General features: G+C 48.7%; 10 protein-coding genes and 1 tRNA gene. 2 read left to right on the forward strand and 9 right to left on the reverse strand.

The genetic code is table 11. The features are described 5' to 3' along the window. Positions 1-361: 361 nt before the first annotated feature. Positions 362-1,651, forward strand: coding sequence for a DNA/RNA non-specific endonuclease (locus FD25_RS04905; protein WP_057801938.1), 1,290 nt, complete (start codon positions 362-364; stop codon positions 1,649-1,651). A 161-nt stretch (positions 1,652-1,812) separates the two neighbouring features. Here FD25_RS04905 and FD25_RS04910 read toward each other — a convergent pair whose 3' ends face one another. The 6 genes from FD25_RS04910 to FD25_RS04935 all read right to left on the reverse strand — a co-directional run bounded on the left by FD25_RS04910 (position 1,813) and on the right by FD25_RS04935 (position 9,884). Beyond that, complete coding sequence (locus tag FD25_RS04910; RefSeq protein ID WP_057801940.1) at positions 1,813-4,824, reverse strand: type I restriction endonuclease subunit R; 3,012 nt, start codon at positions 4,822-4,824, stop codon at positions 1,813-1,815. Between the two features lie 63 nt (positions 4,825-4,887). Beyond that, positions 4,888-6,075, reverse strand: coding sequence for a restriction endonuclease subunit S (locus FD25_RS04915; RefSeq protein WP_057801942.1), 1,188 nt, complete (start codon positions 6,073-6,075; stop codon positions 4,888-4,890). Beyond that, complete coding sequence (locus FD25_RS04920) at positions 6,068-7,657, reverse strand: type I restriction-modification system subunit M (protein ID WP_057801944.1); 1,590 nt, start codon at positions 7,655-7,657, stop codon at positions 6,068-6,070. The genes FD25_RS04915 and FD25_RS04920 overlap by 8 nt, the downstream gene beginning before the upstream one ends. Positions 7,658-7,825: 168 nt before the next feature. Continuing rightward, positions 7,826-8,731, reverse strand: coding sequence for a restriction endonuclease (locus tag FD25_RS04925; protein WP_057801946.1), 906 nt, complete (start codon positions 8,729-8,731; stop codon positions 7,826-7,828). Positions 8,732-8,884: 153 nt separating this feature from the next. Next, positions 8,885-9,538 carry a hypothetical protein gene (locus FD25_RS04930; protein ID WP_057801948.1) on the reverse strand — a complete coding sequence of 218 codons (654 nt, stop codon included), beginning with the start codon at positions 9,536-9,538 and terminating at the stop codon, positions 8,885-8,887. A gap of 274 nt (positions 9,539-9,812) precedes the next feature. Beyond that, positions 9,813-9,884: transfer RNA gene (locus FD25_RS04935), tRNA-Arg, on the reverse strand. Positions 9,885-10,101: 217 nt separating this feature from the next. Between FD25_RS04935 and FD25_RS04940 the strand changes: the two genes are divergently transcribed. After that, complete coding sequence (locus tag FD25_RS04940; protein ID WP_057801950.1) at positions 10,102-11,211, forward strand: glycerol dehydrogenase; 1,110 nt, start codon at positions 10,102-10,104, stop codon at positions 11,209-11,211. A 334-nt stretch (positions 11,212-11,545) separates the two neighbouring features. Here the strand turns inward: FD25_RS04940 and brnQ are convergent, their stop codons facing one another. From brnQ to FD25_RS04955, 3 genes are all read right to left on the reverse strand, one after another. Next, positions 11,546-12,916, reverse strand: a complete 1,371-nt coding sequence (gene brnQ / locus FD25_RS04945; protein ID WP_057801952.1) for a branched-chain amino acid transport system II carrier protein — start codon at positions 12,914-12,916, stop codon at positions 11,546-11,548. A gap of 547 nt (positions 12,917-13,463) precedes the next feature. After that, positions 13,464-14,795: a replication-associated recombination protein A gene (locus FD25_RS04950; protein ID WP_057801954.1), complete on the reverse strand. Its 1,332-nt coding sequence runs from the start codon at positions 14,793-14,795 to the stop codon at positions 13,464-13,466. Positions 14,796-14,821: 26 nt separating this feature from the next. Further along, positions 14,822-15,148: a hypothetical protein gene (locus FD25_RS04955; protein ID WP_057801956.1), complete on the reverse strand. Its 327-nt coding sequence runs from the start codon at positions 15,146-15,148 to the stop codon at positions 14,822-14,824. Positions 15,149-15,211: the final 63 nt, after the last annotated feature.

The following is a 15,211-nucleotide window of genomic DNA, read 5'->3' on the forward strand; positions in this document are numbered from 1 at the left end:
ACGGAGAGATACCGCTATTTTTTAGCGTGAGCGATTTCTAATGTCTTAAATTCAATCCATCCACAACCACTATTATATCAATCATTTTAGTGACCTCAATTCAGTTACCGTTACTGCCGGCTCTCGTCGATTCCTAGTTACCGTTCGCTTAGGCTTTTCATTTAATTCAACTAGCCGACCGACTAATCTCGTTCTCTAATGATCAAGTTTTACTTCCGATCCCTCTCACCATTAAATTTCTGGTATGCTTGACTATGCCCAAACATAGCTTAGCGGGATAATTGATTCTTTGTAAAACAACCGCTAAGTGAGGTGCCAGCACCATTTTTCAACTACTTAAATTCCTGAGGAGGAGCTTTTCATGTCAACATTCGCATCATTTATTGGCGGACTCAGTCTGCTCATCGCCGTTGTTTTAGGCGGACTCTGGGTGGTCAATAAAGTCGGTCACCGGCGCACCAACCACCAGGGACGCAACGCGCTCATCGCCTTAGTGGTCGCGTTCATCTTCATCGGAATGAGCGGTGGCGGGGCATCAACCACCGAGTCGGCCTCGGATAAGGCCAACGTGGCCAACTCGTCCAGCGACTCTGCCACCACGGTAACCAAGCCCCATAAGGCCGCCAAGCAGTCCACGGCTAAACGCAATGCCGCCTCAACACCCGCGACAACCACGTCTCGGAACAGTCAGGTGCTCAAAAAACTAGTCAGTTATACCAATGACGAGTCGGCCGGTCCCACTCAAAACTATTATTGGGAGTTAGGCAAGGCCCACACCACCGGTTTCAAGAACCTTAAGGCCGGCGACTACCATTTCGCGAGTGATGCTCAGGGTCGTGCTGGTACCGCCCGCGCCGTTTTGACTTACGGCGAGTACGCCGGTTCCCGGGGGTCCCGTCAAGGTAATCCACTGGAACCCAGTGGTTGGCCCACGGAAAATCCCAAGGTTGCCATCAGCTACGTGTTCACCGGCCGCACCTACCATGGTTATCTCTACAACCGTAGCCATTCCATCGGGGATAGCCTGCTGGGAGCCAAATCCTACACGTCAGAAAACAACTTCACCACTGGTACCCGGCCGCAAAACGTCGGTGCGAACCAGGATGGTGGCATGCGTTACGCCGAAGAAACCGCGGAAGATTACTGGAAAGCCAACCCGAACACCAGCGACACCCTCCAGTACGAAACGACACCACTTTACTATCACAGTGAAACCATCCCCCGCGGGTCCATCGTGGACATTAAGTCATCGGATGGCCAAATCAACACGGCCATTGCGGTGATCAACTCGGCTGAAGGCATCAAGATTGACTACGATACGGGGAGCAACAACGCTAAACCCATTGTCTCGGCCAGTCGCCAGTCTAGTCACGCAGCCAGTGCCAGTTCTAGTCACGATTACGGTTATGGAAGCGGCAGTACGGGGAGCGCGAGCCATCAATCGACCACCACGACCCATTCAACCGCCCAATCAGGGACTAAATCGGGGCAGTGGACCACTGCCCCAGCGGGAAAAGTCTACGTTTCCGACAGCAATAAGTACTATTCACAGGTTAAGAACCCCGCCAACTACACTTGCGAAAGTGAGTCAGCGGCCCAAGCCGCCGGTGCCACACGGGCATCTCGTGGGAATCAGTACGCCCGACCTTAGTGATAAAGGAAACTGTTAGCTTAATGGCTAGCAGTTCTTATTTAACTTCAGATTGGAATCTGATAACGCTGCCGATTCCACTGATCCCCCCCAAAAAACTTTGGAGGACTTGCGTTCACTAAAGGCCCTGACTGCGTCACATAGTCAGGGCCTTTTGGGTTCTAGGCTAACGAACTGAAGAAACGCATCAACCCATCTTCAAAGTCTGCTGTCTCGAAGAAGCCTAAATTCTGTTCTTGTTCAATCTGAATAATTTTCGCCTTTAATTGCGGATTGTCATTAAGACTGACCCCGGGCAAAAATAGATCATACGCCGCGACAATAGCGTTACCGTTGGCTCCATTATCGGCTGACCAGCGCCGAATCTTCAATTCGATCTTTTCGGTTCGAATCGTTTGGCGGGCCTCCTTTAGCGACTCCGTGTCAAAATGCGTGGTGTAAACATGATTTTCGATACCGTCCAAAATTTCCTCGATTTCGGTACGTGAGTCATCGTCCATTGGCGTGATGTGTTCCTCAACGGCCTGGTGATTTTCTTCGGTCATCTCATCCATGTAGGCGTTTAAGAGTGCGACCAACATGTCATAGTCGATAATCTCATGGCGGTACAGGTCGATTGCGATCTGCACATTGGCGAGATCCATCTTCTTCTCGGGTGGCAATAACTCGTTAACGTCATTCATTCGGGCCTGTAGGGCGCTAAACTCGTTATCGTCTTTAATTTCCAACCCAATCTTATCACCCGTGGGTTGCCCGTGATCGTCGAACTTGTCAACTTCGGTTCCTAATTCATACCCTTGTTGAACCAACCGTTGAACCTTTTGATTAACTTCTGCAGCCAACGTGGCAAACTCAAGCTGTTCACTTTCCGACTTCGGCGTTTGACTAAAATCGTCCCCCGCAATTTCCTTGAGTCGTTCCACCTTGGGTTGTAAATCTTCAATCTGAGTAGCCTGCTTAGGAGCTAAAATATCGTCATCAATCAACTGTTGTTGATCTTGATCATCCGGCTGTTTCTCGGCATCCGCCTCGGTATCGTTACCCCCCTTGGTATAGATCACCAAGGCATTCTTGACGTTTTCTTCCATCACGTCGCCCTTACGGTAAAACCGAACCTTGCCGTGCGGCTTGGCGTTCTTGTCAATTGTTCGGTTAGTCCGCGACATCGCTTGGATCAGCGGACCTTCCTTTAAAATCTTATCAATGTAGATCGTGTTGACGTACTTGGAATCGAATCCGGTTAGCAGTTGGTCGGACACAATCACTAAGTCCAAGCGCTGAGGTGTGTCCTGTTCTTGCGCGGCGTTGAGCTTCTGATTATACGGTTTCTTATGCGCTAAACGCTTGGTGATGTCGTTTAGGTAACCCCGTTCAGGATTAGTGTCTTCCAGGAAGTTACGGGTCTGGTACAGCTCGGCGTAATCCGTCATGGCCTGCTTGAGTTCGGCTTGCAGATCAGAGGTCCCCGCGCCGTTATCCTCGTCGTGTGAATAGGTCATCGCCACCCGTAAATTCGGCACCATCTTTTTAAAGAGATGATAATACGCCACCACTGCTTGCTTACCGGAAACCGCAAATAATCCGTGAAACTGGTTCGGTTTCCGCCGGCCCATTTGGATCGGTCCCGAATGATTTTCATCCCAATGCTGAGCGATATCATCAACGACCAATTGACGATAGATCAAAGAAGTATAAATCTGCTTCTCCATTTCTTGTTCGTCCAATTCAAATGGACTAATCGCTTCGTAATTAGGCGTATAGTAACTGACGTCAAAACCTAAAACGTTACCATCTCCGATAGCGTCCTTGATGGTGTAGCGATGCAACCGGCGACCAAAGATATCGTAGGTCGAAACATTTCGCGACGTCTTAACGTCGTGGACTTCGTCGCTATAGAAGTTTGGAGTCCCCGTGAAGCCGAACCAGGTGGTCTTAGGAAAGGCGCGCTTAATGCGGTCCACGGCATCTCCACTGGCCGATCGGTGGGCTTCATCCATCAAAATAACCTGTCGTTGATCAGAGGTTAGCCCCGCCTTGACGGCTTTGTCCAACCCCTGAACCGTAATCAGGTAGATGTGAGAGGCCGTATTTTTTTGGCTTAACCGTTTTTTCAATTCATGGCCCTTAACCACCTGAATCCGGCTTTCGAAGGTCTTATAAGCGTAGGCCTTAAAATTCTCAAACGTCTGATTAACCAGGTCTACCCGGTCCACAATGAATAAAACGTTACGGACCTTGGGCATTGACGCTAGCAGTTGGGCGACCTTAAACGAGGTCACCGTCTTTCCGGACCCCGTGGTATGCCAGACATAGCCACCCTCTTTTTCAATAAAATCGTTGGCGTCCATGGTGCGCATCCGATCCATGATGGACCGAGTGGCCTGAATCTGGTACGACCGCATCACCATCAGGTTGTCGTTGGCGGCGTCCGGAATCATGTTAACCGTGACCAGCCGGTGCAGGGCCGGAATCCCCATGACCTGGTGAATAAACGTCATGGTATCGGTTACGTCTTGACCGTGGTCATCGCGCCAACCAAAGACAAAATCCTTGTTATAGTTGGCCGAATTCTTGGGCCGGGCAAAGTAGTGCGCCGAATGCCGCGACAAGATGAACTGCACTTGCACAAAGGAAAAAATCCCCGTGTACATCCCATCACTATCATACTTTTGGAGCTGTTCAAAGGCGCTCCATTGGTTTTGTAGGGATTCGTCCTTTTCTTCGATGTGGGCCACGGGCAGGCCGTTGATGAGTAGCATCACGTCAATCCGCCGCTTGGTACTCAGGGTGAAGGGCAGATCGTTAAAGGTGATCTGGCTAACCACTTCATACCGGGAGTGACCACCCGCTACCTCGTCGCCGTAGAAGATTTCAATTTCGAGCTTGGTACCGTCGTCCCGGGTTAACGGTAAGGTTCCGATGCCGCCCGACCCGGCGAGCGTTAACTGCGCGTCGTAGGGTGTCTTGTTCTTATTCAATTCGAGCTTGAGACTCTGAAACTCGGTATCCGATAAGGGCGTTCCCGTCAACTTCCGAGCGTTGTTCTGATTCAGGATATCCCGCCAGTGATCATATAAAGCCTGAGTTGTCACGCCCGATAGGTCTTTACGTTCGGTCCACCCTTCGGCCTTTAGTTGTTCAATAACGGCGGTTTCAAATTTGTTCTCAGCCATTTTGGCTAATGCCTCCCTGGATTCTATGTAGTGGGGGTTCAACCCCCGGATTGCTTGATTGGTTTAGACAAACATTTTTTGTAGTAAGACTTTTTTGAGGCTTTTTAGGATTTCACCTTTACGCTGATTGGAAGCGATAAGATTCTCTAAGGCAGATAGAAATACGCCGATTCTTTCTTGTTCTTGAATAATCGGTAACGGAACTAAAAACTTAACTAACACATTCTTATTTAAATGTTTAATCGTCCCTCCGGTCGACTGCTTACTAGCAAAATTCAATAAAAAAGGTGCCTTTAAATAATGAAAAAGATATTTATTATTCGTCTTGAAGCGGTCCTTAACCTCAACATTAAAGACTCCTGCATTTAATGTAGCCGGCTTTAATAAGTCCTTTACATAAGCAACTTTTCCAAGTGTCCCATCTTTCGTAATAAGGATACTACCATTTTTTATTTGAATTTTTTCATCTTGATCATACCGTTCCTTTTGTACATAATGAACACCAGCGTAATTTATTGCACCATCCCTAAAGTCAGTCCCTGTAATAAGCATATAATTACCACTACTTAAAAACTCTGATGTCCTTAGATTTTGCCACCCAATTCTTGCGTCTATAGTTGCAAGGTCTGCTAGCTTACGCTGTTCCCATGCGTCAGTATATCCCGAGAACCTAATATCTGGAACTGTCTTTTTGCCAGATACAAACATTTTTTGTAGTAGCGCTTTTTTGAGCTCTTTTAGAATTTCACCCCTACGCTGATTGGAAGCGATAAGGTTATCTAAAATGTTAAAAAACTCTCCGGCACTATTTTGTTCACTTAAGCTAGGTACCTTCAATGTAATCTTATTAAGCGTACTTTTTGATAAACTAGGTACGCCTGTTGATTCATCATACCGTTTCCATTGAACCAACTGACACCATGCATATAAGAAACGAAGGCTATTATTTCCCTCACTTGTCATAAAAAATAGTGTATCCACTGTCCAGAAAGGCGCCTTTAAAAATTGAGGTCTATCAATTGTCCCCTTTCTTCCTATGCCAATAGCATCATCTGAAGATAATTGACCATTAACATTAAGCATAAATCCACCAGTACCATAAACAGGAATATTCCCCGGCTTAAGATTTTTATAGTCTCTACCAGAATTTACTTTTAACACATTTTTCAACTTACGCTGTTCCCAAGCATCAGTGAAGCCTTTAAAACGAATGGCCGGCACCAGGGGTTTAACTGGTTGTGTCTCACTCATGATCCAAAATCCCCCTTAAGTCATCCAAGATGTGCTGGTCCTCTGGATTAGTCACTACTAAATCTGCCATCATGCGCTTTAATTCTGCCGTTTCTTGGGCTTCTTCTTGGGTGACCGTCTGCATCTCCGCTAAGAGCTTTGCCGTATCAACCGGGGGCTCCTCCTCGAAGGTGTCCACGTAGCGCGGAATGTTGAGGTTATAGTCATTTTCCTGAATCTCTGATAACGGTGCGACGTGCGCGTACTTTTCCACGTCCTGTCGGGTCAAATAGGTCTGAACAATCTTTTCGATGTCTTCCGGCCGTAAGACGTTGGCGTTCTTTTGCTTTTCAAAATCCTTCGATGCGTCAATAAACAACACATCATCTGCCGTCCGGTTCTTCTCCAATACCAAGATCACCGTTGGAATGGAAGTGTTGGTGAAGATATTGGCCGGCAAACCAATGACTCCCGCGATGTTGTGGTTATCCAACAATTCCTTGCGGATGCGGCCTTCCGCAGCGCCCCGGAACAACACCCCGTGCGGTAAGACAATCGCCATCCGGCCATCCGCCTTTAAATGGTACAGGCAGTGCAGTAAGAACGCGTAGTCGGCTTTCGACTTCGGTGCTACCCCCATTTTAAACCGGGGATCGTCTTCGCGGTCCGTGTTGTCCCACTTCAAAGAGTACGGTGGGTTGGCCATCACCGCGTCGAACATCCGGGGGGAGTCTACCCCGTCGACCAATCCGTCCGGCCAGTCACCGTTTAACGTATCGGCGTTATGTAGGTTAATATCGTTGTACTCAACCCCGTGCATCATTAGGTTCATCCGCGCCAAGTTGTAAGTGGTGGTGATGATTTCCTGACCATAGTACTTAATCGCGCCCCGCACGCCAGCGCGTTGCATGTGCGCCCCGGTGGTGAGCAGTAACGACCCCGAGCCCAGTGCCGGGTCGTAGAGGGTGTATTCTTCTTGGTTCTCACGCCCCGCCGTTAAAATCTGCGCCATAATATCGGAAACTTGGTGCGGCGTATAGAATTCCCCCGCTTTACTTCCGGAGTTGGCCTGGAACATGCCAATTAGGTACTCGTAGAGGTCCCCCAAGACATCCCCGTCGGCATCCAGTTCTACCTTATCTAACAGGTTAATCCAGTCCATCATGGTAGCCGTTCGTGTCTGGGCGTTGGCCCCGAGCCGTGAAGACGTCAGATCCATGTCGTCAAAGATGCCAGAGAAATCGTCTTTGGCGTCGGCGCTAATTCCCTGATCAAAATGCACCAGTGCATCGGACACCATCATAATGTTGAATTTATCTTCGTTGATGGCCTGTAGCCAATCGGCAAACATGTCGCCCGGCTGAATCACGTACCCTAGGTTCTTTTGCATGAACTCGGCGGCACGTTGCTGGTCCTGGGACCAGACACTGGCCCAGTTTTCACCTCGTAAGACACCCTGCAACCAAGCTTGAGCCTTTTCTGACAAGAACTTATAAAACATGATGCCAAATATGTAGTTTTTGTATTCCGAAGGTTCGATCTTCCCCCGGGTATCGTTTAACGTTTTCCAAATCATTGTTTGTTTTTCAGCGGATAATGCCATAATTTCTCTCCTATTTACAGTTAATTAGTGTCAATCTCGAAGCGCATGTCTAACAGTTAAGTTACCTGTTATTATACAGGTTCTGCGGCGATTTTCGGCCGGAACCTCAACCTTCGTCAAATCCACGATAAAAGTCATAATACTGGGCCCGGTGGTTAACCAATCATTTTATTTGAATTGATAGTAATAGTCATCTAAGGCATAGGTCACAATCGGTGTGATATGCAGCTGGTATTTTTCGACTAAATCAGCTAATTCTTGACCATCAATTAACGTCACGGTGTTCGAGCCCTGGGTCGCTTTTTTCTTCGCTTGTTCTGTGAAATGGCTGGTCGTCACAAAGATACCGTACTCTGCATTAAAACCGTCCATGGCGCCCTTAAATTTATCAATTTCCGGTTCCGATACCGCACCTTCCGTATAACGTTTACATTGAATCGCAACCCGACTAGTTCGAAATTCATCCGACGTAAAATAACCAAACCCGTCGATTCCGTGATCACCGGAGCGAACAATTCCCCGCTCCTTGTCGATCACAACGCCCATCTTAGAAATTAGCAGCCGCGAAAAGCTCTCAAACTTAGCGGGATCAAAAGCCATTAAACACGCTAGCAGTTCTGCCTTCCAGCTTAGATTATCCGTATCTTCTTTGTCCGTCGAATCCGTCATCACAACGTCTTCGCTCGGATCATCTTTAGTCTTAGAACGAGCAATCCGTTCGGCCTTTTTCTGGTCCCAATAAGTATCAATTGCTTTCTGCTGTTCATCAGTCGGATAGCTTTTTAAATCATCGTTTCGGCCTAAATCGGTTAAGACAATATCCTGCCCCCGTTTGGGTTGTTCAAGATACCCTACGCTATGTAAGTTTTTAATGCCAAAATTAAAATCAAACATGAATGGCGAATAAGTATTCCCTTTGCGGCCGGTTTTGCTAGAATAAACCATCTTATAGGTGAGACCGTCATATTCATTATCAGCCATCAGTTTTCGAATCGCTTGACGACTCGCAGTTCCTCCGAGATCCCGTAACGCTAGAACAATTGCCCTTTCAACGGAACGTCTTTTGTATACCATTTTGAATGTCCTCCTGGTTGCTAAGTCATGTCTCAATTATGCACGTGAAATGATGAGTGAACAACCAAGATTAATTACAAATACTTTTTTCAAAAAAGCGTTAGCCTACACCAGCATTTCTTTACACGTTCATACTAAATTACTAAGGTTCTATTATTGATAACTTAAAATTATTCCCTTTTCTTGCAATAACCCTGTTGCATCTTCTACATGAACCAAAACCGAATACATATTATGTTCCGTTTTACCACCGCAGAGGAACTTAACGCTCTCGCTCATTGCCTTAGTTGGTTCTATAAAGAAAACTAATCTACCATTAGAATTAATTCGCAGCCTATCTGATGATTTAATTACATTTCCTTTACTATCTTTAACCGATTTTTCAAACTCTTTTCCCATAGTATCAACTGCACTAAGCCACTTTATTTCCGAAAATTCCACATTATTATATTTCTGGAGATTTCCAACGGTTATAGATATTTTAACATCCGTACTATTTTGCCCATAATTTACAAGTTCACACTCATTACTAAAAGGATTAGAATTTTTTATCCATTTAAGATCTGATGAATTTGATTTATTTGCGAGATATAGTGAAACCCATACAGCCGAAAACGTAGCAATCGCGGCTACCCAAGTTCCAACATCCCCAAATTGAACAGTTCCTTGAAGCATTAAGGCATACGTAGGCATGGTGGCGCCAATAACAAATCCCCATATTGCTCCTAAGTTCAATGGATGCTGAAATGCGTTATTTAAAACATCGTTGATTCTAATTTTAAACTTTTTTCTGGAACCACTTTTCATTTTTACCATCCTCCCAATACTCAATATCAAAAAACTCCAAATTCCCTACTCTATAAAATTACCATTCACCATATCTTGATATTTTTTAAAATTAATTTATTTAACAAAACAAAATAATAATCTACTATACACTCAATTCAAATTATTAAACGCTAATAACATCACTGAGTATATGGGATCCTAGTAATTGTCACCAAAAGTGTCACCACAAAAAAAGGCGCTAGCCCTTAGCTAGCGTCTCATCAGCGTTTCCGCCGGTTCATACCCGATTCAATGCGCCCCCCGAGAGTCGAACTCGGATCATGAGGACCGAAATCTCATGTGCTATCCATTACACTAAGGGCGCTGAACACTTTCATTCTAATACAAAATTAAGTCCATGACGCACTTTTTTACTTAATGGGTCATTAGTTTTAGAAAGGTTGTGTCCAATCATTTAACCTTAAAATTCACGGTTACGGTCAGTCGCCTTACCAAGTTAGTTAAGTGAAGTCCCTAAGCCCCTACTTTCTCCTGAATCCGGTTACACTAGGCTTATTCTAAAACTAATGGAGGGGATTCTCATGACCACCGCTTTTGCTAGTCCATCCACCTACGTTCAAGGCGATCAACTGCTCGACCGTGCTGCCCCCTACATCACCCCGTTCGGCGACCACGGGTTACTACTCGCCGATGACATTGTTTGGCAACTCATTGGTCAAAAATTCTACGACAATCTCACCGCCGCTCACCTCACCATCGAACACGTACACTTCAACGGTGAAAGTTCACCCGAGGAAATCGAGCGAATTAAGACCATCGGCCAACAAACCGACGCCAAATTCGTGATTGCCTTGGGTGGCGGGAAAACCAACGACACCACCAAGGCCGTCGGTGATGCGCTGGGCATCCCCGTGGTCATCGTGCCCACACTAGCGTCCAACGACTCGCCCTGCACGCGTCTGAGCGTCCTGTACTCGGAAAATGGCGAATTTCTCAAATACCTCTTTTATGATAAGAATCCCGATCTGGTCTTGGTCGATTCAGCCGTCATTGCTGGCGCCCCGGTCCGGTTCCTGATCGACGGAATTGCCGACGCTCTCTCGACCAACGTCGAATCGCGAAGCGTCTCCTGGGCGCGTGAGACCACCCTTCTGCCCTTAAACACGCAACAAACCGAAGCCGGCATCGCCCTAGCCGAAAAATGTGAAGAACTGCTATTCAAATACACCGACCAGGCCGTCGCCGCCGCGAGTGATCACGTGGTCACGCCCGCTTTAGAGCACATCATTGAAGCCAATATTCTGCTCAGTGGCGTGGGGGCCGAAAGTTCCGGCCTTGCCGCCGCGCACAGTTTCCAAAACGGGCTGACCGCCCTTTCCGGTGACGTTCACAAACTCTCTCACGGCCAAAAGGTGGCCTTTGGGACGCTGGTCAACCTGGTGCTCGAAGGCGCTAGCGACGCACGGTTCCGCAAATACCTGGATTTCGAAGTCGCTCTGGGCCTACCGACCACGTTTGCCGACCTACATCTGGGTGACGCCACCGACGCCGACCTCCTGAAGGTGGCCGAACTCGCCACTCAGGAAGGCGAAACCATTCATAACATGGGCTTCCCGGTCGACGCACGGACCTTATTAGCCGCTATGAAGGGCGCCGATGCCCTCTCTCGTAACTTCCAGCACTTGAATTAGAAACTTTCTTAAAGCTCATCCATCACGCAAAACAATAACACTTACTCAAAATTAGCTAGTTGAAAAACAACCTAAAGTTATCATCAATTCCAGTATAAGCTGGAGGACCAGTCAGAAATGGGTTCAGGGGCGAAATTTGTGTTGGTTGGTGTTTTTTGCCAACCTAGACAAAGGCCGGTCTTTGAGACCTGAACCTTGGGCTCAAAGCCGTGCCCGCCCCGTTCCAACCCATTTCTGACTGGGCCGGAAGCGCTTATTCAACTAGTTTAGTTTCGTGATGAAAACCAAAAACTGTCGTCACCGGGCCCACACGACCGGTGACGACAGTTTTTCATTACCGCGCGCTTTCGGCGGATTCTTGGGCGACCAAGCGGAAGTGCCCCCAAGCCAGGCTTAAAACAAAAGCCAAGCCGGTTGGTACCAACCACCCAAGTCCCAGACTCGCAAACGGCACGTAGGTGTGATAAGCGTGTAAGACTGCGGCTACCGGGCCAAACCCAGCTACCACGGCCGGCGCATTCGCCAGCATATCCAAGACGGCCGGAACCGCCGTCACCGCGATGGTGGTCTTGTAAACCACACTGGCGTACGGTTTCTTGGCAACGGTCAACGAAACCAAGATTAGAGCCAAAGACATCGGGTACAGCAGCATCAAGACGGGTAACGACCAGGCGATGATGTTGTCCAGTCCGGCGTTCGCGACTAAGAACGACGCCACCGTAGTGACCCGCAACCAAGCCAAGTAGCTGACCTTGGGGAACAATTTATGAAAGTCTTGAGCAAACGAGGTCACCAGACCCAACGCCGTGGTGAAGACTCCTAAGGTAACTAAGACCCCCAGGAAGGCCGTCCCAAAGTTACTGAAGTAATGACCGACGATTTGTGATAAGGCCACGCCCCCGTTATCGGAAAGCTTCAATTGGCCCAGACTCAAGGTCCCTAACAATACTAACCCGAAGTAAACCACAACTTCTAACACGATACTCAACGTGCCGGCTTTGGCGGTCAACCGGGTCAATTCCTTATCCCGGTAACCCAGCCCGCGGACGGCGTGGACGAAGGTGACGCTCAACGCCAGTAAGGCCACGGCGTCGATGGTGTTGTACCCTTCCAATAACCCGCTGATGGTAGCGTTGGTCTGGTAGGCGACCGTTGGCGTGTGCGCCACGTTACCCATCGGCTTTAAGAAGGCCACCACGAAAACGATAGCCAGTAAGGCTAAGAATCCGGCGTTCAAATACTTGCCGACCACCTTGACCAGGCTGTTTTGATGCGTCGCTAAGACGTAGGCCAACGCGAAGAACGCGGCGGTAAACACCCACTGGCCGAACGTGGCCCACTGTTTCGGTAAGAACGGTTCGGCCGCCATCTGGTAGGCGGTTGCGGCCGTCCGGGGCGTCCCAAAGAACGGGCCGATGGTCAGGTGGACTAAGACCAGAAAGACCGCCGCGTACTTGGCACTGACCGGTTTGGCCAAGTCGTAAAGGCCGTCACTCTTGGTGACCACCACGGCTAAAATTGCCAGTAACGGGAACAGGGAGCCGGACACGGCGAAGCCTAGGGCCGCCGTGAACCAGTTCTGCCCCGCCATTTGACCCAAGTGAACGGGAAAAATCAAGTTGCCAGACCCGAAAAACATGCCGAAAATTAACGAACTCACCACTAATAATTGCCAAAAATTGTGCCGCTTGTCTGTTTGTTCCATCTTGATTCCTCCAGTCGTTTTTAATCTGTTAACGTTAAAAAAGCCCTTCTCTCGCCGAAACGGGAAAAGGGCTCTATTTTTAAGTAGAACGGTACCACCTTTTTGTGACGGCCACAGCCACCACACTCATCACGGACAATCATCCGCTAGCCTGGTAATGGTGGCCGCCACGGTAGCTTAGAGGATTCACAATCTTTTCAGCACCGAACTCAGAAATGATTTTCACTTACGCTAGACGGTCACTTCTCACTAAACGTGACTCACTGGGCATCGCTGCGCGCGTTACTTTTTTCTTCAACGTTTTTCAAATATTGATTTTTATTATAAGCACTACTAAACGAAAAATCAATGGCAGTTCTCATCTTTTTTTAATTTTAAAATCATTTCGCTAACTTCCTCGCCTCCGGGACAGGTCGAAAACGGACTGGAACGGCGTGGGCACGGCTTCAAGCCCGTAGCCCAGGTCTTGAAGACCGACCTTTGTCTAAGCCGACTGAAAAATGCCAACTAAGACAAATTTCACTCCTGAGCCCACCATCACTTTACCTTATTTATCCTGATGGTCCCGCCGCCACTTCTTCACGTAATCCAATCGCTTCTTGAACAAGTCTTCGCGGCCCTGATCCGTGGGGTGGTAGTATTCGTGGCCCACCAAGGCATCCGGTAGGCTCTGCATGGCCGTCAGCTTATCCGGCGCATCGTGGGCGTACTGGTAGTCCTTGCCGTAATCCAGGTCGGCCATCAACTTGGTCGGCGCGTTGCGAATCTGCAACGGGACCGGTTCGTCACGGGTCTCCTGAACGTCCTTCTTCGCCGCCAAGCGGGCCTTGTAAATGGCGTTGGACTTCGGCGCCAACGCCAAGTAGATCACCGCTTCGGTCAGGTGCACGTCACACTCCGGCATCCCCAGAAACTGACAGGCCTGAAAGACGTTGACCGCCACGTTGAGTGCATTCGTGTCGGCCAATCCGATATCTTCACTGGCAAACCGCACCAACCGCCGCGCGATGTACAGCGGGTCTTCGCCACCTTCTAGCATGCGCGACAGCCAGTAAATGGCCGCGTCGGCGTCACTGTTACGCATCGACTTATGCAGCGCGGAAATGATGTTGTAGTGTTCCTCGCCGCTCTTATCGTATAGCACGAACTTCTGGGTGATCAGTTGTTTCAAATCGTCTCTGGTCACCGTTACTCGCCGATCAGTCTTTTGACCGTTAAGCACCGCCATTTCCAGCGTGTTTAAGGCCGTGCGGGCATCCCCGTTAGCAAACTCGGCCATCGCCCGTAACTCATCATCCCCCACCTGAACGGTCAAATCCGGAAAGCCGGCCGGGTTCTTCAACGCGTTTTGTAACAATTGCTCGATATCGGCGGTCTCTAAGGCCTTGAGCACGAAGACCTTACACCGCGACAACAGCGCCGAGTTGAGTTCGAACGACGGGTTTTCGGTGGTCGCCCCGATTAACGTGATACTGCCGCGTTCCACGTAGGGCAGAAAGGCGTCCTGTTGGGCCTTGTTGAACCGGTGGATTTCGTCAACGAAGACCAGGGTTCGTTCGCCGATTTGCCGGTCCCCCTCAGCCAGTTGCATGACCTTCTTAATCTTACTAATACTACTAATACTACTGTCGACCGCACTGAACCGGATAAACTTGGCCCGAGTTTGCTGGGCAATAATTTCGGCTAACGTGGTCTTTCCGACCCCCGGCGGCCCCCAGAAAATCATCGACGAGACCTGGTCGTTTTCAATCAGTTCCCGTAAGATTTTCCCGGCCCCTAACAAGTGCCGCTGTCCCACAAAGTCGTCGAGCGTTTCCGGACGCACCCGGTTGGCCAACGGCATCTGTTGGGGATTGTCGAATAACGATTCTTGTTCCATACCGTTTCCCCCTTCAACACACAGCTTTACCGACCACCCGCGGCTTGATCCGCTTGTTGTTCCAAGTAAAGTTGCGTGGCTTCTGCGTTGGCCCGAAAATCCGCCACAAACGAGTCACTCATCGGGGCCACCGTGGCGGTTTGTTTGCCTAAAATATCAATCACGATGAGCTGGTTATCCTGCCACTTCGCCGTATCATAGTGGCCGTCTTCAATCTGGTCTAAAAACGTCTGAAAGGTATCGAGGACGCCCTGCCGAATCACGTCGTCTTCACTGACCTTTTCGCCTAACTTTTGGAGCTGTAACTGCCGCAATTGGACTTCATCCATATCGGCTGGAATTTGAATAAACATGGTTAGTTCCCCCAGTTTGTTTTTAATTTATTCTATCACTTCATTCTAACGAAAAGAACGAGA

The organism is Levilactobacillus acidifarinae DSM 19394 = JCM 15949 (assembly GCF_001434835.1).
Classification (GTDB): Bacteria; Bacillota; Bacilli; order Lactobacillales; family Lactobacillaceae; genus Levilactobacillus; species Levilactobacillus acidifarinae.

Excerpts from the sequence above, each read along its gene's own strand:
- FD25_RS04925 (WP_057801946.1), bottom strand. The coding sequence starts at position 8,731 with ATGGTATACAAAAGACGTTCCGTTGAAAGGGCAATTGTTCTAGCGTTA.
- FD25_RS04910 (WP_057801940.1), bottom strand. The coding sequence starts at position 4,824 with ATGGCTGAGAACAAATTTGAAACCGCCGTTATTGAACAACTAAAGGCC.
- FD25_RS04905 (WP_057801938.1), top strand. The coding sequence starts at position 362 with ATGTCAACATTCGCATCATTTATTGGCGGACTCAGTCTGCTCATCGCC.
- FD25_RS04920 (WP_057801944.1), bottom strand. The coding sequence starts at position 7,657 with ATGGCATTATCCGCTGAAAAACAAACAATGATTTGGAAAACGTTAAAC.
- FD25_RS04955 (WP_057801956.1), bottom strand. The coding sequence starts at position 15,148 with ATGTTTATTCAAATTCCAGCCGATATGGATGAAGTCCAATTGCGGCAG.
- FD25_RS04930 (WP_057801948.1), bottom strand. The coding sequence starts at position 9,538 with ATGAAAAGTGGTTCCAGAAAAAAGTTTAAAATTAGAATCAACGATGTT.
- brnQ (WP_057801952.1), bottom strand. The coding sequence starts at position 12,916 with ATGGAACAAACAGACAAGCGGCACAATTTTTGGCAATTATTAGTGGTG.
- FD25_RS04940 (WP_057801950.1), top strand. The coding sequence starts at position 10,102 with ATGACCACCGCTTTTGCTAGTCCATCCACCTACGTTCAAGGCGATCAA.
- FD25_RS04915 (WP_057801942.1), bottom strand. The coding sequence starts at position 6,075 with ATGAGTGAGACACAACCAGTTAAACCCCTGGTGCCGGCCATTCGTTTT.
- FD25_RS04950 (WP_057801954.1), bottom strand. The coding sequence starts at position 14,795 with ATGGAACAAGAATCGTTATTCGACAATCCCCAACAGATGCCGTTGGCC.